Genomic DNA, 21,395 nt, shown 5'->3' with positions numbered 1-21,395 from the left:
GGTTATCCGGCTGTTCGTGTGTACAGGATTGTGGCCTCTGGCACCCTCAAAAGAAAGTGATCGCGAGTGTTCACTTTGCAACTTATTGAATATAAAAGGATATACATTATTTTGTGTACAGGTGTTGACATTTATGCCCTGGCGAAAATAAAGTGCACGCATGTTCACATCAATAGCCGGAGTCGCTGTCATGAACACAGGGAACATCGCCGAGCGCAAGACCCCGGGCCTGAACCGCCTGGGTTATCGCCTGCTGGATAACGCCGTCACCCGGGCGCTGGCCTCGCCGCTGTCCGTGGACGACTACCTGAGCCAGTTCAACCCGCTCTGGTCGGTCAGCGAAGTGCGTGGCCGTATCACCCGCACCGTACGCGAAACCGCCGACGCGGTGACACTGCATATCCGCCCCAATCATCACTGGCAGGGCCACCAGGCTGGCCAGCATCTGGTGCTGGGCGTGGAGATCGGTGGCGTGCGTTACACCCGCTGCTTCTCTATCTCTTCCGCACCGGCCATGCAGGGCGAAATTACCGTGTCGGTGAAGCGCAACGGCAACGGGCTGGTCAGCAACTATCTGGTCGACAAGGCCCAGGCCGGCGAAATACTGCATCTGAGCCAGGCGCGTGGCGATTTCCTGCTGCCGCAGGACGATGCACCGCTGCTGATGATCAGTGGCGGCAGCGGCATCACGCCGCTGATGGCCATGTTGCGCCAGCGTGCGGCCCTGGGTGCCACCGGCAGCGTGGTGTTCGTGCACTACAGCAACAGCTACGCCGACACTCTGTTCTACGGCGAACTGCGGGCGCTGGCAGAGCGTTGCGACTGGCTTGACCTGCGCCTGGTGATTGGCCAGGGCACGCCGATTGGCGAGGACCGGCGTGGCCTGTTCAGCATCGAGCAGCTCGATGAACTGGTGCCGGACGCCAGCGCACGCACTGCGCTGCTGTGCGGGCCGCCGCCGCTGATGGAACGTGTCAACGAGGCGTTCACCGCCCGCGGCTGGGCGCGCCCGGCGCAGGAACAGTTTCAGGTCAAACTCGCTGCGGTGGCGGGCGAGGGCCAGGTGAGATTCGTGAAAAGCGGCCGTGAAGCCAGTGGTGAAGCCGCGCCGAACTTGCTCGAACTGGCCGAAGGACAGGGCCTGAACCCGCCGTCGGGTTGCCGCATGGGCATTTGCCATGGCTGCAAATGCCGCGTCCAGGAAGGCCAGGTCCGTGACCTGCGCAACGGTGAAGTGCGCACCGTGCGTGACGAAGACATTCAACTCTGTGTGCATGCCGCCGCAGGCAGCGTGCAACTGGAACTTTGACCGGCGGTTAACAAACCGCCTGCACGGATGACGCTGAAGAGCGCGCCGTCACATCAGACCAGATTGGGAGAACGGACATGAATGCAGCAGTATCAGCCAGTGCGCTTGCTCAAACCACGACGCCGGTTCCCCGTGGCTGGCGTCACCTGAGTGCTGAACAGGTGGAAGCCTTCGGCGCCGAGATCGAAGCAGTGCGCCGCGAGGTGATGGAATCCCTCGGCGAGCGCGATGCGCGCTATATCCGCCGGATTCTGAAAACCCAGCGTTATTCAGAGATCGCCGGGCGCGGTCTGCTGTTCCTCGGCTTCCTGCCGCCGGCCTGGCTGGCGGGCACGGCGCTGCTGTCGTTGTCGAAGATTCTCGAGAACATGGAGATCGGCCACAACGTCATGCACGGCCAGTGGGACTGGCTGAAAGACCCGGCGCTGAATTCCAGCACCTACGACTGGGACAACACCTGCCCGGCGGAACAGTGGAAGCACTCGCACAACTATATGCACCACACCTACACCAACATCGTTGGCAAGGACCGCGATGTCGGCTATGGCATCCTGCGCATGTCGGATGACCAGCCGTGGCACCCGGTGTATCTGGCGCAGCCGGCCTATAACTGGGTGCTGGCCGGCCTGTTCCAGTGGGGCGTGGCGCTGCACGACCTGGAAATCGAGCGCGTCGGCAAGGACAAGAGCTGGACGGAAGTACGCCAGCAACTGCGTCAGATCTGGAAAAAGTCCAGCAAGCAGGTGCTCAAGGATTACCTGCTGTTTCCGGCGCTGGCCGGCCCGGGCTTCCTGTTCACACTGGCGGGTAACGTGACGGCCAACCTGGTGCGTAACCTGTGGTCCTACGCGGTGATTTTCTGCGGCCACTTCACCGACGGGGTGGAGATGTTTTCCGAGGACGACATCGTGGGTGAAACCCGGGCGCGCTGGTACCTGCGCCAGTTGCTCGGCTCAAGCAACCTGGAAGGCGGCCGTGCATTCCACATTCTTACCGGCCACCTCAGCCACCAGATCGAGCATCACCTGTTTCCGGACATGCCGGCGCACCGCTATGCGGAAATCGGTCCGAAGGTGCAGGCGATCTGCGAGAAGTATCAGCTGCCTTACAACACCGGCAGCCTGCCACGTCAGTTCGGCACGGTGATGAAGCGTATCCTGCGCCTGTCGCTGCCGGGCCGTCGCAAGCCGGCCACGGCCTGAGGTCTCCGACAGTCGGGGGCCGGGCCGGCAGCATGCCGGTTCCGGCCCCGCCCCGGCCTGTGCTAATCTGCCGGTTCTTCAAGCACTGTCAGGATAACCAAGCAGGATGGCAGAACTGACTGATTCAGGTGTGCTGCTGCGTATGGCCTACACCGCCATGCGTGCGGCCGGCATCGACGCTGACGCGGTACTCCAGAAAGTGGGCCTGCAGGCCTCAGTGCTCAAGCAGGCTGATCTGCGCACCCCCCATGACGCCCAGGAATGGTTCTGGCAGGCGGCGGAGGAAGTCTCCGGCGATCCGCACGTTGGCCTGCACCTTGGCGCCCACATCCCGATCTTCAAGGGGCAGGTGCTCGAATACCTGTTTCTGAGCAGCTCCACCTTTGGCGAGGGCCTCAAGCGGGCACTCAATTACCAGCGCCTGCTGTCCGATGCCGCCCGTGGCGAGCTGGAGGAAGAGGGCGATACGGTGGTGCTCAAGCAGATGTTCTGGAGCCGCCGCCTGCACCATTTCAATGAGTGCGGCATGGTCGGCCTCATCAAGTTCTTCCGCTTTGTCACCGACGGCGCGTTCGAGCCGCTGCAGATCTACTTCAAGCATTCCGCGCATGCCGACATGGAAGAGTACGACCGCATCTTCGGCTGTCCGATCCTGTTCGACCAGGAGCACACCGGCCTGCGGTTTGATCGCAGCCTGATGGACCTGCCGTCCTCGCACCATGAACCGGAATTGCTGCGCCTGCACGAACAGCTCGCCATCGAACAGGTGGCGCGTCTGGAAAAGCAGGATCTGGTTGCGCAGGTGAACCGCCTGATCGCCGAGTTGCTGGAATCCGGCCACGCCAACCTGGAAGATGTGGCGGCACGGCTGAACATCAAGCCGCGCCAGCTACGCACGCGGCTGGCGGATGCCGGCACCAACTTCAACCAGCTGGTGGCCGACTACCGCTGCCGCCTGGCCAAGCGTCTGCTTGGCGGAACGGAAGAGTCCATCGACGAGATTGTCTACCTGACCGGCTTCTCCGAGCCGAGCACTTTCTATCGTGCCTTCAAGCGCTGGGTCGGCATGACGCCGATCGAGTATCGCAAGGCGAAAAGCGACGAATAGGCCGGCGCTTGATACCGGGCATAAAAAAACGCGGGTCAGGCCCGCGTTTTTTTATGCGTGATTCCCTGGTGATCAGGCGCCCAGCAGGCTCTGGCCACACACGCGCACCACGTTGCCGCTCACGCCCTGGGACGCCGGGCTGGCGAAGAAGGCGATGGTTTCCGCCACGTCCACCGGCTGGCCGCCCTGGTTCATGGAGTTCATGCGGCGGCCGGCTTCACGGATCGCGAACGGAATCGCTGCCGTCATCTGCGTTTCGATAAAGCCCGGTGCGACCGCGTTGATGGTGATGTCGCGCCCGGCCAGTTCGCCGGCCATGCCCTGCACCATGCCGATGACCGACGCCTTGGACGTGGCATAGTTGGTCTGGCCCATGTTGCCGGCGATGCCGGAGATCGAGCTGACGCAGACAATGCGGCCGCCTTCGTTGAGCGTGCCGTCCGCCAGCAGGCGGGCGTTGATGCGCTCTTCAGAGGCGATGTTGATGTCGATCACCATGTCCCAGAACTTGTCCGGCATGCCGGCCATGGTCTTGTCACGGGTCACGCCGGCGTTGTGCACGATGATGTCCAGGCCGCCGAGTTCGCGTGCCTTGTCACTGATCAGCTGCGGGGCATCGGCGGCGGTAATGTCGCCTTCCAGTGCAATGCCGTTGATGCGCGAGGCCACTTCGTTCAGGTCTTCGGCCATCGGCGGGATATCCAGCACGATCACGCGTGCGCCGTCGCGGGCCAGTACCTGGGCGATGGCCGCACCGATGCCGCGCGCGGCGCCGGTGACCAGCGCGGTCTTGCCGGCCAGTGGCTGCTGCCAGTCAAAGCCCTGGCCGGTGAAGCCGGCGTTGCCGACACGCACGACCTGGCCGGATACATAGGCGGATTTCGGTGACAGGAAAAAGTGCAGCGCGCCGGCAAGCTGGGGTTCGGCGCCGGCATCGGCATACACCAGGTTGGCGGTGGCGCCGCTCTTGATCTCTTTGCCCAGGCTCTTGACCAGCCCTTCCAGGCCGCGTTGCGGAATGCGCTGCTCGATATCGCAGGTTTCCGGGGTGCGACCGATCACCACGATGCGGCCGCATTTTTCCAGCTTGCGGACCACCGGGTTGAAGAAATCCCAGATGGCGCGCAGCTCGCCGGTGTTCTTGATGCCGGTGGCATCGAACACCAGTGCCTTGAAGCGCTGGCCGTCTTCGCGGCTGGGGCTGTAGGCATTGACCTGTTCGCCGGCGGCTTCGGCGGCCTTGCGGATGTCTGCTTCGGCAGCGGCGCCGGCCAGGGTGCTGACGACTGCTTCCGGGGCCGATTTCAGCGTGGCCAGCACGCTTTGCGCCGCACTGCCGCCGGCAGCGGCGCCCAGCACCACGCCGCCCTTGATAAAGGACACGGCGCCGGGCTCAAAGCGCTCGAGCATTACGGGAATCGGCAGGTTCATCGCGCTGAAGACTTTCTTGCCAACGGCGGAGTTGGCAATGGCCTGATAGACGTCGCTCATTATCCTCACCTTGAGAGTAGGTAATCCGGTTGATGTGGGGGCGTGCATGCGGCGCCGGGCCGCAGCAGGGTGCGCCAGAGACAGCACCTTAACATGGGCACCCCCAGGCTGGGCGCTATTGAAGCACCACGCGCCCCGGTCGATATTGACCCGCAGCGGAAGCCCGGTCGGCGGCGCAGCCAATGAGCGCGCAGGGCATCTGGCTAGACTGCGCCCACTGTTCTTGTTTAGTTTGGTTCTTTATGGCTTGGCCCTGCGTGCGCGCCCCGCGCCGCCCTGACCGGAGGAAGGAAGATGTTAGCAGCCAGTAAAGTACGTAGAGTGGCCATCATCGGTGGCAACCGGATTCCGTTCGCACGCAGCAACACCGCCTATTTCGGTGTGTCCAACCAGGACATGCTGACTGCCGCCCTGCAGGGCCTGGTACAGCGTTTCAACCTCAAGGGCGAACGCATCGGTGAGGTGGCCGCTGGCGCGGTGATGAAGCACTCGCGCGATTTCAACCTGGTGCGCGAATGCGTGCTCAGCTCCGGCCTGGCGCCGGAAACCCCGGCCTATGATCTGCAACAGGCCTGCGGCACCGGCCTGGAAGCGGCGCTGCTGGTGGCGAACAAGATCGCCCTGGGCCAGATCGACAGCGGTATTGCCGGTGGCGTGGACACCACCTCCGATGCGCCGCTGGGCGTCAACGACGAGAAGCGCAAGGTGTTCATGGCCATCAACAGGGCCAAGACCAATGGCGAGAAAGCCAAGCTGGCGCTGAAACTGCTGAACCCGAAATGGTTCCTGCCGGATATCCCGAAAAACGCCGAGCCGCGCACGGGCCTGGCGATGGGTGACCACGCCGCGATCACGGCGGTCGAGTGGGGTGTGACCCGCGAAGCGCAGGACAAGCTGGCGCTGGCCTCGCACAAGAACCTGGCCAAATCCTATGAAGACGGCTGGCAGAAAGACCTGATCTCCCCGTTCAAGGGCCTGGAGCGCGACAACAACCTGCGCGGCGATTCCACCCTGGAAAAACTCTCCAGCCTGAAGCCGGTATTCGGCGGCCCGGAAGGCACCATGACGGCGGCCAACTCCACACCGCTGACCGACGGCGCCTCCGCCGTGCTGCTGGCGTCGGAAGAGTGGGCCAAAGAGCGTGGCCTGCCGGTACTGGCCTACCTCACACTGGGCGAAGCGGCGGCCGTTGATTTCGTCAACAAGAAGGAAGGCCTGCTGATGGCACCGGCCTACGCCGTGCCGAGCATGCTCGACAAGCTGAACCTGACACTGCAGGACTTCGATTTCTACGAGATCCACGAAGCCTTCGCCTCGCAGGTGCTGGCGACGCTGAAAGCCTGGGAAGACGAGAACTTCTGCAAAACCCGCCTCGGCCGCGACAAGGCCCTGGGCAGCATCGACATGAGCAAGCTGAATGTGAAAGGCAGCTCGCTGGCAGCGGGCCACCCGTTCGCTGCCACCGGCGGCCGCATCCTGGCCAACGCGGCCAAGCTGCTGAACGAAAAAGGCTCCGGCCGCTGCCTGATTTCCATCTGCGCGGCAGGTGGTCAGGGTGTGGTAGCGGTACTGGAAAAATAAGCCTCCCGCAAAACGCCTGGCGCGCACGGCAGTGAGCGTCAGGCGTTTTTGCCGCCCAGCACCGCGACCATCAACCGCACAGCTTCCTCGCTCACTTCTTCCATATCCCCGCGATCGACATAAATACCGTCCAGCATCAGCTTGCACAGGCCGTGCAGCGTGGCCCAGCTGGCCTGCGCCAGCCGTAGCGGCCGGCTGCCCTGTGGCAGCTGCGTCTGGCTGACCAGCGCGCCGATGCGCTCGGCGTAATGGCGGAAGGCGTGGTAGGCGATATCACGCAGCTCGGCGGTCGGCTCGGCGTTTTTCCAGATCGCGCGGCCGAACATCAGCTCGTACTGTTCCGGATTCTCCGTCGCAAACCGCAGGTAGGCGCGTACGAAGTTGCGCAGGCCATCGCCCAGGTCTGCACCGGGCGCCAGGTGGGCGTCGGTGATCATGCTGTCCAGTGCGCTGAAGCCTTCACTGGCCAGTGCGCACAGCAGCGCGTGCTTGTCCTTGAAATGGTGATAGGGCGCCATGCGCGAAACGCCGGTGCGTTCGGCCAGCCGGCGCAGGCTGAGGGCCTCGACGCCGTCGTCACGCAGTAACAGCGCCGCTTCACGCAGCAGTGCGCTGCGCAGATCGCCGTGGTGGTAGCGTGGAGTGGCAGGGTGCTTGTCAGTCATGCGCGGCAGTATGAGGGTTGTCTTGACAGCGTCAAGATACGCCCCTATCTTGACGCTGTCCAGATGCCGGGGCCAACCGCCCGCCTGGCCTGCTATCAGGGGAGAGACACCGATGACTGCCAACGCCGCAGCCACTGCAGCACCGTATCCGCACATGCTTGAACCACTGGATCTGGGGTTTACCACCCTGAAGAACCGTGTCGTGATGGGCTCCATGCACACCGGCCTGGAAGACCGGCTGTGGCACCGCAAGAAGCTGGCCGCCTATTTCGCCGAGCGTGCCCGGGGTGGCACCGGCCTGATCATCACCGGCGGTTTCAACCCGAACCGCAAGGGCTGGTTCTATCCGTTTTCCGGCAGCATGCTGAATATCGGTGACGCGCTCAGCCATCGTGTGGTCACCCGCGAAGTGCACAAGGCTGGCGGCAAGATCTGCCTGCAATTGCTGCACGCCGGCCGTTACAGCTATCACCCGTTGTCACGCTCCGCCTCGGCGGTGAAGTCGCCGATCAATCCGTTCAAGCCGAAGGCGATGTCGACGAAAGAAGTGCGGCAGACAGTTAAGGATTTTGCCAATGCCGCCCGGCTGGCCAAAAAGGCCGGCTATGACGGGGTCGAGATCATGGGCAGCGAAGGCTACCTGATCAACCAGTTCACCGCGCCGCGCACCAACAAGCGCACAGATCAGTACGGTGGCAGCAGCGAAAACCGGCGCCGTTTCCCGGTGGAAATCGTCGAGGCCGTGCGCAAGGCCTGTGGCCGGGATTTCATCATTGTGTTCCGTATGTCCGTCATCGATCTGGTGCCAGACGGTTCCACGCACGAGGAAGTGCTTGAACTGGCCCGCGCGCTGGAAAAGGCCGGCACGGATATTCTCAACAGCGGTATCGGCTGGCACGAGGCGCGGGTACCGACCATTGTCACCTCGGTGCCGCGCGCCGCCTTTATCGAAGCCACGTGCCAGGTGAAGCAGGTGGTGTCGATTCCGGTGATCGCCTCGAACCGTATCAACACCCCGGAAGTGGCCGAGCAGATCATTGCCGACGGGTTTGCCGACATGGTGTCGATGGCACGGCCGATGCTGGCCGACCCGCATTTCGTCAACAAGGCGGCGGCCAACCAGGCGGATGCGATCAATACCTGCATCGCCTGCAACCAGGCTTGCCTGGATCACACTTTCCAACTCAAGCGTGCGTCCTGCCTGGTGAACCCGCAGGCGTGCCATGAAACCGAGCTGGTCTACCTGAAAACGCGAAAGCCGAAAAAAGTGGCTGTGGTCGGTGCCGGCCCGGCAGGGTTGTCCGCCGCCACTGTCGCCGCCGAGCGTGGTCATGACGTGACGCTATTCGATGCGTCCGACCGTATCGGTGGCCAGTTCAACATGGCCGCGCGGGTGCCCGGCAAGGAAGAGTTCTGGGAAACACTGCGCTATTTCAGCAAACGCATTGAACAGACCGGGGTGAAGGTCGAACTGAACCGCCGTATCGGCCAGGGCGAACTGGAGCAGGCGTTCGACGAGATCGTGATCGCCACCGGCGTGCTGCCGCGTCAGCCGGCCATTGAGGGCATTGATCATCCCATGGTGTGTTCCTACGTGCAGGTGCTGACCGGTGAGGTGACGGTGGGCGCGCGCGTGGCATTGATTGGCGCCGGCGGGATCGGATTTGATGTCGGTGAGTTCCTCGCCCATGACCACGGCGCCACGCAGCCGCAACCTCTGGCACAGTGGCAGCAGGAGTGGGGAGTGAGTTTCCACACCGACACACCGGGCGGCCTGGAACAACCGCAGCCGCAACCGTCTGCACGCCGCCTGTACCTGCTGCAGCGCAAACCGACCTCGCTGGGCAAGGATCTGGGCAAGACATCCGGCTGGGTGCACCGCGCGGTGCTGAAAATGAAAGGTGTGGAAATGATCGCCGGTGCCAGCTATGACCGTATCGACGACAAAGGCCTGCACATCACTGTCGGTGGCGAACAGCACCTGCTGGAAGTGGATAACGTGGTGATCTGTGCCGGCCAGGAATCGCTGCGCGAGCTGTATCAGGAAGGTAACGCCAAGTACCACCTGATCGGTGGTGCGGAACTGGCGGCGGAGCTGGATGCCAAGCGCGCGATCCGCCAGGGCGCGGAGCTGGCAGCGAAACTCTGAGGTAGGTGAGCGCGCGCCTTCGCTCTACTCGCCTGGCCGGGCTGCGTTGGCAGGGTGGGGCGAGTGAAGGCGCCACCCGCCTGCGCTGGTCAGCGGCAGTATTGCCCGTAGCGGTTCAACGCCCGCGTGGTTGAACGTTCCACGATGTCTACCCATACCCGGATTGTTTCATCAGTACGCTGGTTCACCAGCGTACTGAAATCCCGTGGCATCAGATCGGCGTCGGCAGTGAGCCGGTCGCCCGGTTGGGGGGGCTCGCCGTCCAGCAGTTTCAGCAGCGCCTGGCGGCCGGCAAGATCCAGCAGCAGGTAATCGCATTGCTGGCTCAGCAGCACCGTGCCGGTGGGGCCGTCGGCGTGTGCCGGTGCTGTGCCGAGCAGCGCGGCCAGCAGTAACAGCATGCTGTGGTGACATGGCATCCATGCCCGGATGCGACGGACTGATCGCATTAGGTGGTGTTCTCCTTGTTATTGGCGGCGATGCAGCAGGCGCGTCGCCCTCGACCGCCGTCAGCTTACACAAGCGGTCGCTGTGGTGTTTCAGTCTTTCGTCTGGTTTTTATGGCTTTACGTTGCCCGAGCCGTGGCGCCGGAGTCAATCGCAGGCCCGGCTATCAGGCACTGCGAAACATGAAATACACCGCGCCGACCAGGCACAATCCGGCCCAGAGAAAATCCCATTTCAGTGGCTGCTTCATGTAGAACATGGCAAACGGCACGAACACCAGCAGCGTGATCACTTCCTGGGTGATTTTCAGTTGCGGCAGGCTCATCACGGTAAAGCCGGTGCGGTTGGCAGGCACCTGCAGCAGGTATTCGAACAAGGCGACCCCCCAGCTCAACAGGGCTGCGATGATCCAGGGTTTGTCGTTCAGGTGTTTGAGGTGGCCGTACCAGGCGAAGGTCATGAAGACGTTGGAGCAGGTCAGCAGGATCAGGGTGGTCAGCAGCGGGTAAGCGGTCATGGGCAGTGATTCCGGACAGGCAGAACGGGCTGGGATGGCCCGATTCTACGCCTGTCCGGATGCTGCGCCACCGGGCGCCGTCGCCTCAGCGCCGGCGCGGCGGTATCCAGTACAGCGCGGCAACCACGTAGATCAGCACCAGCCCCCATTTGCCTGCCGAACACAGCCAGCTCATGAAGACCAGGCCATCAGTGAGTGCGGCAGGATGGTTCAGGAACATGGCCTGCATGCCATTTTCCAGCACATCGAGCAGGCCGGACAGCATCGGCAGGGGCAATAAACGGTCCCAGGCAGCGCTGGCGCCGCGACGGCTGAACAGCACGGCCAGCACGCAGGTGGCAAAGGTGGCATACCAGACCGGGTGCAGTGCATCGAGAATCAGGTGGGCCTCATACGCGCCGAGCACACCGGCCGCTTCCCACGCGTTGAACTGTGCCTGGTAGTCGGCGGCGGTGGTGAACAGCAGTTGCACCCGGAACAGAATTTCCGGCTCGCCGAGCGGGACCAGTGTCAGCGCCAGGGCGGTCTGCGAAATGATGAAGACAATGCCGGAAACCAGCATCAGCCAGGGCAGGTTGAGCAGCGTGCGCAGGCGCGGCAGCGTCAGTGGTACGGTCATGGTGTCCCTCTCGGTATGGCCGGCGTGGCGTTATCGGTATGGCCGGCGGTGATCCCTGTGGAGCCTGCTATTCTGTCGTGCGGGTCGTGGCGGGATCAATACGGGAGGGCGGGCGCGGGCCGATTGGCCGGGCGGGACTGCTGCCCCCGGACCTGCCGGGGGCGAACGCGATTATTCGGTGACGCGCAGGCAGACGCGCGTGTCGTCGCCGCCGGTGAGCACGGCTTCGTCGCCCTTGGTGTGCCATTCGATCGCATCGTTGCCATACAGGGCGCCGGAAGCCGACACCTGCTGGGTCAGCGCATAGCGCTCGCCATCAATCACCAGCGTCGCGCTTTCGTTGCTGTAGGTGGCTTCCACGATCAGGTCGCTGGCGCACTGATAACGCACCGTGATGGCCGGCTGCGGCGCGGGGGTGTCCGCGTCCGGCACGGCGGGTTCCACTGGCGCGGTATCTGCTTGTTCGGTCGGTGCCGGGGAAGGAATGGCGGTGGATGAACTGGCCGGCTCCTTGTCGCCGTCACTGCAGGCAGTCAGTGTCAGCAGCACGGCAGGCAAGAGCAGCAGGGAAGCAAGGCGGGACATAAGGCACATCCTGTTTGTGTCAGGCGGAGGTGGCCATTATGTCGGATTGAGAACCAGGTCGCAGCGGCCCGGGATGTAAAAAATCAGCTAACAATGGCGCCGCACCTCCGTGCCGGGACGGGCACGGAGGTGCGGGCGGTCATTTCAGTTCGGACGATGACAGCCCCAGCAGACGGCGGGCGATGATCAGCAACTGGATCTGTTGTGTGCCCTCGAAGATGTCGAGGATCTTCGAGTCACGGGCCCATTTCTCCAGCAGTTCTTCTTCGGTATAGCCCAGCGTGCCGGCCAGTTCCACGCAGCGCAGCGTGATGGCGTTGCCGACGCGGCCGGCCTTGGCCTTGGAGATCGAGGCTTCCAGCGAGTTGGACTTTTTGTTGTCCGCCATCCAGGCGGCCTTGATGGCCAGCCAGTAAGCGGCTTCCCACTCGGCCTCCATGCGGTACAGCTCGGCTTCGACGGCGGAGCAGTTGTCCACCGGCTTGTCGTAGTCGTACTCGATATGGTCGGCCAGCAGTTCCCGCAGCCGCTCCAGCGAGGCCTTGGCCACGCCGATGGCCATCGACGCCACCAGCGGACGGGTGTTGTCGAAGGTTTCCATCACCCCGCCGAAGCCTTTTTTGACATCGATCTCGGGGTTGCCCAGCAGGTTTTCCGCCGGCACGCGGCAGTCACTGAAATTGATCGCGGCAGTATCCGACGCCTTGATACCGAGCTTCTTTTCCAGCCGTACCAGTTCCATGCCCGGCGTGCCCCATTCGACCACGAACGACTTGATCGCCGCGCGGCCGACAGACAGGTCCAGTGATGCCCACACCACCACGCAGTCGGCGCGTTCGCCGGAGGTGACGAAGATTTTCTCGCCGTTGAGCACGTAGTGGTCGCCGTCCTTGATGGCGGTCGTGCGGATGGCGGCTGAATCGGACCCGCAGCCCGGTTCAGTGATTGCCATGGCAGCCCATTTGCCCTCAAAGCGCTTGAGCTGCTCGTCGTTGGCCACTGCGGCGATGGCGGCGTTGCCCAGGCCCTGGCGCGGCATCGCCAGCAGGAAGCCGGTGTCGCCGTAGCAAAGTTCCATGGCGCCGAGACAGGTGCTCATGTTGGCACCGTTCTTTACCGTGCCGTCATCGTTGATGCGGCCCTTGCCGGTACGGGTGGCGCCGGCACTGGACTCCGGGTCGCCTTCATTGAAGCCGTCGAGTACCGAGGCGAGCATGTCCAGTTCTTTCGGCGCTTCGTGCTCGGCCTTGTCGTATTTGCGTGAAATCGGGCGGAACACACTCAGCGCCACCTGATGGGCGTTGTTGATGATCGGCCGGATCTTTTTCGGGATTTCGATATTCATGCTGTGCTCTCCTGGATGCGCGCAGTCAAAGATGCAGGCCGCCGAAGGCGACACCAATGGCGCGCAGGTCGCGATACCAGCGCTCGACAGGGTATTCCTTGGTGAAGCCGTGGCCGCCGAGCAGCTGCACGCCGTCGGTGCCGATCTGCATGGCTTTTTCCTTGCACAGGGTGCGCGCCAGGTGCGCTTCGCGGCGGAATGATTTGCCTTGTTCGGCGCGGCACACCGCACGCCAGGTGAGCATGCGCATGGCATCCAGTTCGATCGCCATGTTGGCGATCAGGAACGCGACGGCCTGGCGCTGGCTGATCGGCTCGCCGAAGGCCTTGCGCTCGTTGCAGTAGGGAATCACGTAATCCAGTACCGCCTGGCTGGTGCCGATGGCCAGCGCACACCAGGCCAGCGTGCCGAGATCAACAAAGGCGCGGTAATCGAAATCGTCATCACCGAGTTTCTGTGCGGCAGACACACGCACGTTGTCCAGCAGCAGCGGACGCTGGCCACTGGCGCGTATTCCCATGGAGGGATCGTCGCCGGCGCGCAGCCCGTCGGTACCGCCTTCGACGATGAACACGGCCGGGCCGTCATCAGTCTGTGCGGCGATCAGGAACAGTTCCGCTTCGGCGGCCAGCGGCACCAGCGACTTGGTGCCATTGAGCACATAGTGATCGCCGTCGCGCCGGGCGGTGGTCTGCAGCTGCAGCGGATCGAACAGTGGCCTTGGCTCGGCCACGGCGAGGGTCGCTTTGGGCGGGTTCTCGCTGGCGAACGCCGGCAGATAGCGTGCCTGCTGATCGGCGCTGCCCCACTGCGTGAGCGCGTTGGCCACGCCCATCGGTGCGAGGATGGCAATCGCCTGGCCCATGTCGCCCCAGGCCAGATCCTCGGCCACCAGCATGGTGGTTACCGGCGAGCGTTCGCTGGCGGCACCGCCGAAGGATTCCGGTACGGCGAAGAAATTCAGGCCCAGTTCCAGTGCCGCAGCCACGGTTTCGTCGCTGGTGCAGCTGGCCGCATCAGCGGCTTCGGCGCGGGGGCGCAGCACGTCATCCGCAAACGCTTTCACCGAGTCGCGAATCATCTGCTGTTCGTCGGTGATGTTCAGGTCGAACAGGTCGGTAGTGTGGCCGGGAGTATTCAGGCGTTCCGGACGCTTTGGGGTGCCCGCGCTCTTGAAAGTGCGTGCACTGGTAGTGATGACCTGGAAGCCGGTGCGGGTCAGGGTATAGGCCATCCGTTCCGCCAGCTTGCGCAGCCCGAGCCTGTCCAGCAGATCGGAGCTGGCCATCTTGTTCAGTGCGGTCAGTGCATAACCGACGGCATCTTTGGCCATGTGATATTCCTCATGATTGAAAAGCAGGTCTGGAAAACTGAGTCGGCCCCGATTATGGACGCGACCCTGATGCTCACAATGACTCCGTCGCCTGGCGCGGATGGCGGTGCGGCAATTGGTCGCGGCGCGCGCGTGCAGCGTCGTTCAGGCAAAGGGTGGGGATAAACAGAGGGGAAACGCGCAGGCGTGCAAGAGGACAGGCCGCGACACAGCTGGCGCGGCGTGCCGGAAAAAAAGGGGGCGCCCCGAGGGGGGAGGCGCCCCAAGCCGCATCATGCGGGAGTCAAATCATCAACGCAGACACAGCAGCGGAATGGTGTTGCAGAGCAGTTCGTTGAGCGGGTCCAGAACCGGATCCAGTGCGCCGAGCACCGGGTCCAGGACGTCGTCCAGCAGCCCGCCGCTGATGTTCAGCAGGGCGCCGGTGCTCGGGTCGAGTACCTGCAGGTCCAGCAGGCGGTCTTCTTCGTCACCCACGCCCAGTGCCAGCAGCGAACCGGACAGCAGGCCCAGGTCCACCACGCTGCCATCCCCGAACAGGCCAAGCTGGTCGATCAGGTCGTTGAGCATCGGCACCTGCGACAGGCCGTCTTCCAGCGCACCGACCACCATGTCGAGGGCGTCGCCCAGCCCCGGTACGGTATCCAGCAGTTGCGTGACACCCGGCAGGCCATCTTCCAGCAGGCTCAGGTCCACGGACAGCACGCCGTCTTCAGCCACCAGTGCGTTGGTCAGTGCGTCCAGCACCGCCTGCGGATCACCCGAGGTGAGTTCGTCTGCGAGGGTTTGCAGCGAGGCAGGATCCAGGCCGACGTTCAGTTTCAGCGCGCAGTCCTGTGCCGGGTTTTCCGGGTCACAGACCGCCACCAGCAGATCGTCGAACTCGGTCGGATTGTTGATATCCGTCGGCAGTGGCAGCGTGATGATGGCCAGGTTGTCCAGATTGCCCACGCCGCCGCCTTCGTCCGGCACCAGTCCGATCTGGGTCAGCAGGTCAGCCAGCGGGCCATTGACCAGATCACTCAGGCCGGGAATCTGGCTGACCAGCGTGTTGTTGAGGGCGACGACCACACCGCCGACACGGAAGCTGCTGGTGCCAGCGTCCTGCAGTGCGTTGTCGGCCAGGTCACGAATGTTGGTGGAGACGTTCAGGGTGTAGTTCTGTTGCATCTGCAGGGGTGAACTGGGCGTGAACACCACGATCTCGTTTTTCACGTCGAAGTTGCCGGCGATGTCCGTGCCGGAGCTGTCGTGTGTCAGAGTGATGGTGTCGGCGCTGACAGTGGATGCCTTGACCGGCTCGCTGAAGACGATGGTCACACTGGCGTCCTGCGGGACCAGCGTGGCGCCGTCAGCGGGCGTAATGGAGACGATGGTTGGCTGTTCACTGTCCGGCTGGGTGCCGGTGGTGAAGGTGGTATCGCCCACATCATCGCTGCTGATGAATTTTGGCGTCTTCGGTGGCAGACACAGCGCGGTGGCGATGTCGGCACCGACATTGATGGTGTATTCGGTGTTGCCCACCAGGGGGGATTGTGGTGTCAGGGTCACGTTGCGGCCGTTGACCTGATAATTCACCGGCACCACGGTGCCGCCGTTGGTGATGAACAGCGTGGTTTCATTGACCGACGCGGCGCTGACATTGTGCGTGAAACGCAGGTTGATGACGCTGTTCAGGGCCACGTCCGTGGCGCCATCCGCCGGCAGGATGCCGTTGCTGTCGATACCGAAAATCTGGTCCGGATCATCGCAGAATTCCGGGGTGCGCGGATCTTCGCCGCCAGGGACGTCGATACGGCTCGAGTTCGGCCCGCCGCCACCGCCGCAGGCGGTGACCAGCAGTGCAGCCAGCAGCAGTGATGTGCCGGTGATCCAGGGTTTCTTGATCTCGTTCATGTTCCTTCTCCCGCATGCCATGCATGCCTGTTCGTTCAATTCGGTTAGCGCATCTGGATTTCTTCACGGCTCGCCTGGATCACGGCTTCGACGCGACGGTTCTGCGCGCGGCCTTCGGCGGTGCCGTTGTCGGCGATCGGCTGGGATTCACCCATGCCCGAGGTGCGGATGCGCTCGGCGCCAATGCCGAATTCAGAGATCAGGACACGCATGACCGCGTTGGCGCGGGCGACAGACAGGTTCTGGTTATAGGTGGCCGGGCCGGTGGAATCGGTGTGCCCTTCCAGCAGCACTTCCGCGCCGGGGTACTGGGTCAGTACCTGCGCCACTTCCTCGATCTCCGGCAGGTAGCCCTGCTTCACGGTGGTGCTGTCGTGGTCGAATTCCACGTGCAGGGTGATGTTCACGGTTTCGGTCAGCACCAGGTGGCAGCCAACGTCGTCCACCAGTGCGCCCGCCGGGGTATCCGGGCATTGATCCAGATGGTCCGGTACACCGTCGCCGTCGCTGTCGATCCACATCGGCTCTTCCTTGCGCGGCGCGGGTTTCGGTGCCGGCGCTTCGGCGTAGCGCTTGCCGAACAGCCAGTTCAGGCCGATGTAGGGCTGTGAATCGAAGAAGCGGTCATCGGTTTCCAGCAGGCCGCGCACGCCAAGGTCCAGCATGAAAGAGCGGCTCAGCAGGCGCTGCAGGCCCAGTTCGCCCACCACCATGTCTTCTTTCTTGGTGTCGAGCAGTTCCGGATCGAGTTCATTACGGCCATAGCCGAGGCCGGCGTAAGGCTGGAAGCCGATCACCGACCATTCGGGGAAATGCAGCCGCCCGACGATGCTGGCCAGTTCAGCGTCAACATCCAGGTCGATGTTCTTGGCGCTGGTTTCCGCCTTGCCGTACTGCAGCTGGGCGGAAAAACGCGGATTGAAGCGGTAACCGAGGTTCACCGCCGGTTGCCAGTAGTTCTCGACGTCGCCGATGGCCTCGCGACCGTCTTCGATATCGTAGTAAGACCCCTGTATGCCCAGGTAGCCGAAGGATTCCGGCCACTGTTGCCCGGCAACGGCGGGGGTGCCGAGGATGAGGCCCAGCGCGCCCGCTGCAAGCCCGATTCTGGAAAAGTTCATGTGCATTCCCTCTTGCTGACTCCCAAAGAAAACAGTCGGCGCCGGGGCAGGGCCGGTGCCGCAGCGCGAATGATCGCGGATCACCGGATGTGTTCGGGGCCCGATGCCGGGGAATGGCCATGGAATGGCGCGGCAGATGACGAATTCGCCACGCCGGGCAGGAGGGGAAATGGTCGATATATCAGTGGCTTGGGCGGCAGTCGCCGGTACAGGGTGTGCCGGCAGGGTTGGCACGCCAGTGTTGTATTTATGTCATCAAATGTATGTGAGGCGGGTCCTTGCTGAGAAGAAAGTACTGATCGTTTACGTCCGGCGAGGTGCAGAGGGGGAGAAAGGGGGGATGCAGGGTGGGGAACGGGGGTCTGTCTGTATCCATATGTAACCGCTTGATAACTATCGAAACAATTGTCTTGTAAGAAAATGCTTACAAGACAAGGAGGTTATTTCGTACAAAAAAGGTGGCAAAAACGGCTATCCGTTCCGTGTTCTGTTGTGATGTCTATTTGATATATATGGCGTTTGCGGGTTTCCCGGCCAGGTGGACGGGGACGGGGTCCAAAACAAGACGCCGCCCATACGGGCGGCGTCTTGCGGTATCGAGGGCCCCGCCGGAATGGCGGGGCAATGGCATTACTCTTCGTACAGGGCTTCACGCTTGGTCGCGCGCAGGATCGCCTCGACGCGGCGGTTCTGGGCACGGCCTTCGGCGGTGGTGTTGTCCGCGATCGGCTGTTCTTCACCCCGGCCCACGGTATCGATGCGGTCCGGGTTGATGCCGAAGCTGTTCACCAGCGAGTTCTTCACTGACGCGGCACGTTCACCCGAGAGACGCATGTTGTAGGAGGCCGCACCGGAGCTGTCGGTGTGGCCTTCCAGCAGCAGGCGCGCGGACGGGTACTGCTTCATCATCTCGGCCAGTTGTGCCAGTTCACCGATGTACTCCTGGCGAATCTCGGCCTTGTTCAGCTCGAACTCCACGTACAGTGTTTCACGCACATCGCTTTCCAGGTACTTCTGGCAGCCCTGCTCATCCACCAGCGCGCCGGCCGGGGTGTTGGGGCACTGATCCTGATAGTCCGGTACGCCGTCACCGTCGGTGTCCAGCGGGCAGCCGCTGGCGTCCACGGCAACACCGGCCGGGGTGTTCGGGCAGTTGTCGCGCTCATCCGGCACGCCGTCATTGTCCTGGTCATACACCGCCGGGACGACTGGCTCCGGTGCCGGTTCAGCCTTGCGGGTGGCGCCGAACACCAGGTTCAGGCCAGCATAGACTTCACCTTCGAAGCGGTCGCGCCATTCGGTCCACAGCGGGCGCGCGCCGATGTCGAAAATCCAGTGCTCAGCCAGCCGTGCCTGCATGCCGAATTCGGCGCCTGCCACGGTTTCCTCGTCCTTTTCATCGCCACGACGATCAAAACGCAGCTGACCGGCTGTCACGCCCGCGTAGGGTTCGAACGGCCCCCAGGACGTGTCATGGAAGTGATAGCGCAGGGAACCCAGCGCCAGGTTGGCATAGCTCTTGTCATTGGTGATCTCGGTGCGCACTGCATTGCGTTCCCACCAGAGCTGGGCAGACCAGTTTGGTGCGAAGCGCGCGCCGGCCTGCAGGCCGGGCAGTGTCACGGTGTCATAGCCGTTCGGGCCGAGTTCGTCCTTATCGAACCAGTACTGGCTGACGTGGCCACCGAGGTAAATGTATTTTTCCGGAATATCGTGTGCCTGGGCGGAAACGCCGATCAGCGAGGCGCCGGCGAGGCCCAGCAGGGAAACGTATTTGCGAGTCGTGGCTTTCATCTTGGTCCGTCCTGGATGGGGGGAATGAATAACGCCGTCATTTTCTGTTACATCCGTGCGGCAGGTAAACCGGAACGGCAGGCAGTCAATAAAAATTAACATACTGCGGCTGAACGGCAGGACGCAAAAAAATGCGCTGAATCAATGCAGGCGCACACGTATCGTGCATGGCCCATGCTTGCACCATGGTGCGCAAGGTTGCAGTGCAGGATCAGGCGTCGACCACAGCACCGTTCTGCTTGCGCGCGTTGTACAGCGCATAATCGGCGTCGTTCAGCAGGTTCTGCAATGTGCGGCTGCTGTGTTCGGTGGAGGCAACGCCGAAGCAGGTGAGCAGACTGATAGCGGCGCTGTCGGTGTTGATGTCCTGGCGATTGAGCAGGCGGCACAGGTTGTCGCTGATGCGCAGTGCATCGCGCAGCCCGGTGTGGGGCAATACCAGCATGAACTGTGCGCCTTCTACGCGCCCGAACAGATCACTCTCGCGGATCTGCGTGCGCACTTCCCGCGCCACCCGCTGCAGCGCCTTGTCAGAGGCGTGGCGACCGAGGCGGTCGATGATGTCGCGGTTGTTCTGAATGTCGATCAGCATCAGCGACACGGGATAATCGTGCCGGCTGGAAAGGGCCAGCTCGCGTTCGAGCATGTTCAGCATATAAGGACGATTGAACAGTCCGGTGAGGTGATCGTGGCGGGCCAGTTGCTGCAGGTGGTGATTGCTGCGGGCAAGCGCCGCGTTGCGGCAACTGATCGGGTAGACCACCAGCGGCGTCACCAGTAGCGGAATCAGGATCGACAGGCCCAGTGCGAACACCCAGTTGCGTTCGCCGGTGGCCAGCACGCAGATTGCGGTGATCGTCACGGCCAGCAGCAGCATCAGCAGCGTCAGCCATGCGGCCTTGCTGACCGCACGCAGCCGGTCCTGGCTGGTGATGACCGGTTCGTTGTCCTGCATCGGCAATGATTGCGCCGCACCCTGATTCCAGAAGCCCATCCGTGTCCCCCGCGCCCGCTGCTGGCTTGCCGTTGACTGTTCCGGGGCAGTGTAGCGCAGCCCCCCGGCGGATATAAGACGGCTGGCCCGGGTGTGCGGGCGGCTCACTGTCCCAACAGGGCCTGCTTGAGATCAGTGGAATAGGGACGTTCGCCGAACCAGATCGTCAGGTAGGCACGGGCGAAATCATCGCCCTGCTCCATCACCAGTGGCTGGCCGTTGAGGCTCAGCAGCAGCCGGCCGTCGGCGGCATAATCCAGTTGATAGACGTCGCCAGCGCCGATATCGCGGTAATGGCTGTTGAATGCCTGCAGCCGGGGTTTGAGTTGCCGGAAGGCGTCCTCGCTGATGTTGCGGCCGATCATGGTCTCGGCGGCCTTGCCGAAGGCATCGCCGGGCACATCGCGGCGATAGCGGAACAGCAGCCGCAGGGGCGGGTTGAGATCGCCGTCGCAGCGGGCGCTGGCCAGCGTTGCCTCGCCGACGCGGAAAAAGCGCAGTGCCCGCACTTCGCCGCTGCCGCAGTCGGTCAGCGAAACGTCCTCAGCGAAAAACTGCGCCGGCGAAGGCGGTAATGCATGGGTCATCGGCGGCAGCAGGGCAATCAGCAGTGTGAGTACAAGACGCTGCATGGCATCTCTCCCGGTGGGCCGGAGGCTGTTTCACAATCGGCTGCGGACCCAGCGGATCATGCCGCCGAGCACCGGCACATGTTCCAAGAAGCCCTGGCTGCTGTCCCAGAAATCCTGATGCAGCACCACTTGGCCGGCATCGTTGAAACGCAGGTGCGTCATGCCGATGGTGCGGGCATCCACGTCGCGCCCGGCCATCGAAAACCGGGTATGCATCAGCCAGCGCACGTAGACCTCACCGTCCTGGGCGGTCCAGCCGAGAATCTCTACCTGCATGGCGTCCATGGCCTGGCCGGTGCCGGCGAGATGGTCGGCCAGCGCCTCCCGCTGCGTGGCGGTATAAAGGGTGTCGTTGAAAAACAGATCGCTCGCATAGGTCCTGGCGACGCGTTCGCGGATATCCGTGGCCGTCATGTGAGTGAACACGTCGACAAAATGCTGCATGGCGGTGTCCAGGTCTGCCGTGGTGCTGGCGGGAAACCGCTCCAGGGCGGCCAGATACTGGGCGGCGAAATCCTGCGGCGGGCGATGGGCACAACCGGTCAGCGCCAGCAGGCACAACAGCGGCAGCAGCAGAAGATGGAAAGATCGGAAAAGTGGGCGCATG

General features: G+C 63.0%; 19 protein-coding genes. 5 read left to right on the top strand and 14 right to left on the bottom strand.

Translation table 11 applies throughout. From position 1 onward, the window contains the following. Positions 1-190: 190 nt before the first annotated feature. The 3 genes from S7S_RS13190 (at position 191) to S7S_RS13180 (ending at position 3,619) form a co-directional block, all read left to right on the top strand. Positions 191-1,309 carry a ferredoxin reductase gene (locus tag S7S_RS13190; protein WP_008738600.1) on the top strand — a complete coding sequence of 373 codons (1,119 nt, stop codon included), beginning with the start codon at positions 191-193 and terminating at the stop codon, positions 1,307-1,309. 77 nt (positions 1,310-1,386) lie between these two features. Further along, positions 1,387-2,511, top strand: a complete 1,125-nt coding sequence (locus S7S_RS13185; RefSeq protein ID WP_082027730.1) for a fatty acid desaturase family protein — start codon at positions 1,387-1,389, stop codon at positions 2,509-2,511. A 106-nt stretch (positions 2,512-2,617) separates the two neighbouring features. Then, the gene (locus S7S_RS13180) at positions 2,618-3,619 is read left to right on the top strand and encodes an AraC family transcriptional regulator (protein ID WP_008738598.1); all 1,002 of its coding nucleotides are present in this window, start codon (positions 2,618-2,620) and stop codon (positions 3,617-3,619) included. Between the two features lie 72 nt (positions 3,620-3,691). Here the strand turns inward: S7S_RS13180 and S7S_RS13175 are convergent, their stop codons facing one another. Continuing rightward, positions 3,692-5,110 carry a 3-oxoacyl-ACP reductase gene (locus S7S_RS13175; protein WP_008738597.1) on the bottom strand — a complete coding sequence of 473 codons (1,419 nt, stop codon included), beginning with the start codon at positions 5,108-5,110 and terminating at the stop codon, positions 3,692-3,694. A 294-nt stretch (positions 5,111-5,404) separates the two neighbouring features. Here S7S_RS13175 and S7S_RS13170 point away from each other — a divergent pair, with 294 nt between their 5' ends. Further along, positions 5,405-6,691 carry an acetyl-CoA C-acetyltransferase gene (locus tag S7S_RS13170; protein WP_008738596.1) on the top strand — a complete coding sequence of 429 codons (1,287 nt, stop codon included), beginning with the start codon at positions 5,405-5,407 and terminating at the stop codon, positions 6,689-6,691. 38 nt (positions 6,692-6,729) lie between these two features. On the opposite strand, the gene S7S_RS13165 is transcribed toward S7S_RS13170, so the two are convergent. Beyond that, complete coding sequence (locus S7S_RS13165; RefSeq protein WP_008738593.1) at positions 6,730-7,356, bottom strand: TetR/AcrR family transcriptional regulator; 627 nt, start codon at positions 7,354-7,356, stop codon at positions 6,730-6,732. A 112-nt stretch (positions 7,357-7,468) separates the two neighbouring features. On the opposite strand from S7S_RS13165, the gene S7S_RS13160 reads away from it, so the two are divergent. Continuing rightward, the gene (locus tag S7S_RS13160; protein ID WP_008738584.1) at positions 7,469-9,505 is read left to right on the top strand and encodes an NADPH-dependent 2,4-dienoyl-CoA reductase; all 2,037 of its coding nucleotides are present in this window, start codon (positions 7,469-7,471) and stop codon (positions 9,503-9,505) included. A gap of 89 nt (positions 9,506-9,594) precedes the next feature. Here the strand turns inward: S7S_RS13160 and S7S_RS13155 are convergent, their stop codons facing one another. From S7S_RS13155 to S7S_RS13095, 12 genes are all read right to left on the bottom strand, one after another. Beyond that, a complete protein-coding gene (locus S7S_RS13155) occupies positions 9,595-9,954 on the bottom strand; it encodes a hypothetical protein (RefSeq protein WP_144401669.1) in 360 nt (119 codons plus the stop codon). Positions 9,955-10,118: 164 nt separating this feature from the next. Continuing rightward, on the bottom strand, positions 10,119-10,469 hold the full coding sequence (locus tag S7S_RS13150; RefSeq protein ID WP_008738580.1) for a DMT family protein: 351 nt from the start codon (positions 10,467-10,469) through the stop codon (positions 10,119-10,121). Positions 10,470-10,554: 85 nt separating this feature from the next. Then, positions 10,555-11,088, bottom strand: a complete 534-nt coding sequence (locus S7S_RS13145; protein WP_008738558.1) for a hypothetical protein — start codon at positions 11,086-11,088, stop codon at positions 10,555-10,557. A gap of 171 nt (positions 11,089-11,259) precedes the next feature. Beyond that, entirely contained in the window at positions 11,260-11,673 is a 414-nt protein-coding gene (locus S7S_RS13140; RefSeq protein ID WP_008738554.1) for an MliC family protein, read from the bottom strand. Positions 11,674-11,812: 139 nt separating this feature from the next. Next, entirely contained in the window at positions 11,813-13,018 is a 1,206-nt protein-coding gene (locus tag S7S_RS13135) for an acyl-CoA dehydrogenase family protein (RefSeq protein WP_008738551.1), read from the bottom strand. Between the two features lie 25 nt (positions 13,019-13,043). Beyond that, positions 13,044-14,351 (bottom strand): acyl-CoA dehydrogenase family protein, encoded by a 1,308-nt coding sequence (locus S7S_RS13130; RefSeq protein ID WP_008738549.1) that lies wholly within the window; start codon positions 14,349-14,351, stop codon positions 13,044-13,046. Positions 14,352-14,642: 291 nt separating this feature from the next. Continuing rightward, on the bottom strand, positions 14,643-16,247 hold the full coding sequence (locus S7S_RS13125; RefSeq protein ID WP_041026004.1) for an Ig-like domain-containing domain: 1,605 nt from the start codon (positions 16,245-16,247) through the stop codon (positions 14,643-14,645). A gap of 44 nt (positions 16,248-16,291) precedes the next feature. After that, positions 16,292-17,368, bottom strand: a complete 1,077-nt coding sequence (locus tag S7S_RS13120; protein ID WP_008738546.1) for an OmpA family protein — start codon at positions 17,366-17,368, stop codon at positions 16,292-16,294. Between the two features lie 630 nt (positions 17,369-17,998). After that, complete coding sequence (locus S7S_RS13110; RefSeq protein ID WP_008738539.1) at positions 17,999-19,162, bottom strand: OmpA family protein; 1,164 nt, start codon at positions 19,160-19,162, stop codon at positions 17,999-18,001. Positions 19,163-19,373: 211 nt separating this feature from the next. Beyond that, positions 19,374-20,156: a GGDEF domain-containing protein gene (locus S7S_RS13105; protein ID WP_008738537.1), complete on the bottom strand. Its 783-nt coding sequence runs from the start codon at positions 20,154-20,156 to the stop codon at positions 19,374-19,376. A 104-nt stretch (positions 20,157-20,260) separates the two neighbouring features. Beyond that, the gene (locus tag S7S_RS13100) at positions 20,261-20,788 is read right to left on the bottom strand and encodes a chalcone isomerase family protein (protein ID WP_041026003.1); all 528 of its coding nucleotides are present in this window, start codon (positions 20,786-20,788) and stop codon (positions 20,261-20,263) included. A 30-nt stretch (positions 20,789-20,818) separates the two neighbouring features. Next, positions 20,819-21,394, bottom strand: a complete 576-nt coding sequence (locus tag S7S_RS13095; protein WP_008738533.1) for a nuclear transport factor 2 family protein — start codon at positions 21,392-21,394, stop codon at positions 20,819-20,821. Between the last annotated feature and the right edge of the window lies 1 nt (position 21,395).

This window comes from Isoalcanivorax pacificus W11-5, from assembly GCF_000299335.2.
GTDB lineage: Bacteria > Pseudomonadota > Gammaproteobacteria > Pseudomonadales > Alcanivoracaceae > Isoalcanivorax > Isoalcanivorax pacificus.
This window is presented reverse-complemented; position numbering and strand designations above follow the sequence as displayed.

Excerpts from the sequence above, each read along its gene's own strand:
- S7S_RS13150 (WP_008738580.1), bottom strand. The coding sequence starts at position 10,469 with ATGACCGCTTACCCGCTGCTGACCACCCTGATCCTGCTGACCTGCTCC.
- S7S_RS13175 (WP_008738597.1), bottom strand. The coding sequence starts at position 5,110 with ATGAGCGACGTCTATCAGGCCATTGCCAACTCCGCCGTTGGCAAGAAA.
- S7S_RS13145 (WP_008738558.1), bottom strand. The coding sequence starts at position 11,088 with ATGACCGTACCACTGACGCTGCCGCGCCTGCGCACGCTGCTCAACCTG.
- S7S_RS13190 (WP_008738600.1), top strand. The coding sequence starts at position 191 with ATGAACACAGGGAACATCGCCGAGCGCAAGACCCCGGGCCTGAACCGC.
- S7S_RS13105 (WP_008738537.1), bottom strand. The coding sequence starts at position 20,156 with ATGGGCTTCTGGAATCAGGGTGCGGCGCAATCATTGCCGATGCAGGAC.
- S7S_RS13120 (WP_008738546.1), bottom strand. The coding sequence starts at position 17,368 with ATGAACTTTTCCAGAATCGGGCTTGCAGCGGGCGCGCTGGGCCTCATC.
- S7S_RS13165 (WP_008738593.1), bottom strand. The coding sequence starts at position 7,356 with ATGACTGACAAGCACCCTGCCACTCCACGCTACCACCACGGCGATCTG.
- S7S_RS13185 (WP_082027730.1), top strand. The coding sequence starts at position 1,387 with ATGAATGCAGCAGTATCAGCCAGTGCGCTTGCTCAAACCACGACGCCG.
- S7S_RS13110 (WP_008738539.1), bottom strand. The coding sequence starts at position 19,162 with ATGAAAGCCACGACTCGCAAATACGTTTCCCTGCTGGGCCTCGCCGGC.
- S7S_RS13170 (WP_008738596.1), top strand. The coding sequence starts at position 5,405 with ATGTTAGCAGCCAGTAAAGTACGTAGAGTGGCCATCATCGGTGGCAAC.
- S7S_RS13130 (WP_008738549.1), bottom strand. The coding sequence starts at position 14,351 with ATGGCCAAAGATGCCGTCGGTTATGCACTGACCGCACTGAACAAGATG.
- S7S_RS13100 (WP_041026003.1), bottom strand. The coding sequence starts at position 20,788 with ATGCAGCGTCTTGTACTCACACTGCTGATTGCCCTGCTGCCGCCGATG.
- S7S_RS13160 (WP_008738584.1), top strand. The coding sequence starts at position 7,469 with ATGACTGCCAACGCCGCAGCCACTGCAGCACCGTATCCGCACATGCTT.
- S7S_RS13180 (WP_008738598.1), top strand. The coding sequence starts at position 2,618 with ATGGCAGAACTGACTGATTCAGGTGTGCTGCTGCGTATGGCCTACACC.
- S7S_RS13135 (WP_008738551.1), bottom strand. The coding sequence starts at position 13,018 with ATGAATATCGAAATCCCGAAAAAGATCCGGCCGATCATCAACAACGCC.
- S7S_RS13095 (WP_008738533.1), bottom strand. The coding sequence starts at position 21,394 with ATGCGCCCACTTTTCCGATCTTTCCATCTTCTGCTGCTGCCGCTGTTG.
- S7S_RS13140 (WP_008738554.1), bottom strand. The coding sequence starts at position 11,673 with ATGTCCCGCCTTGCTTCCCTGCTGCTCTTGCCTGCCGTGCTGCTGACA.
- S7S_RS13125 (WP_041026004.1), bottom strand. The coding sequence starts at position 16,247 with ATGAACGAGATCAAGAAACCCTGGATCACCGGCACATCACTGCTGCTG.
- S7S_RS13155 (WP_144401669.1), bottom strand. The coding sequence starts at position 9,954 with ATGCGATCAGTCCGTCGCATCCGGGCATGGATGCCATGTCACCACAGC.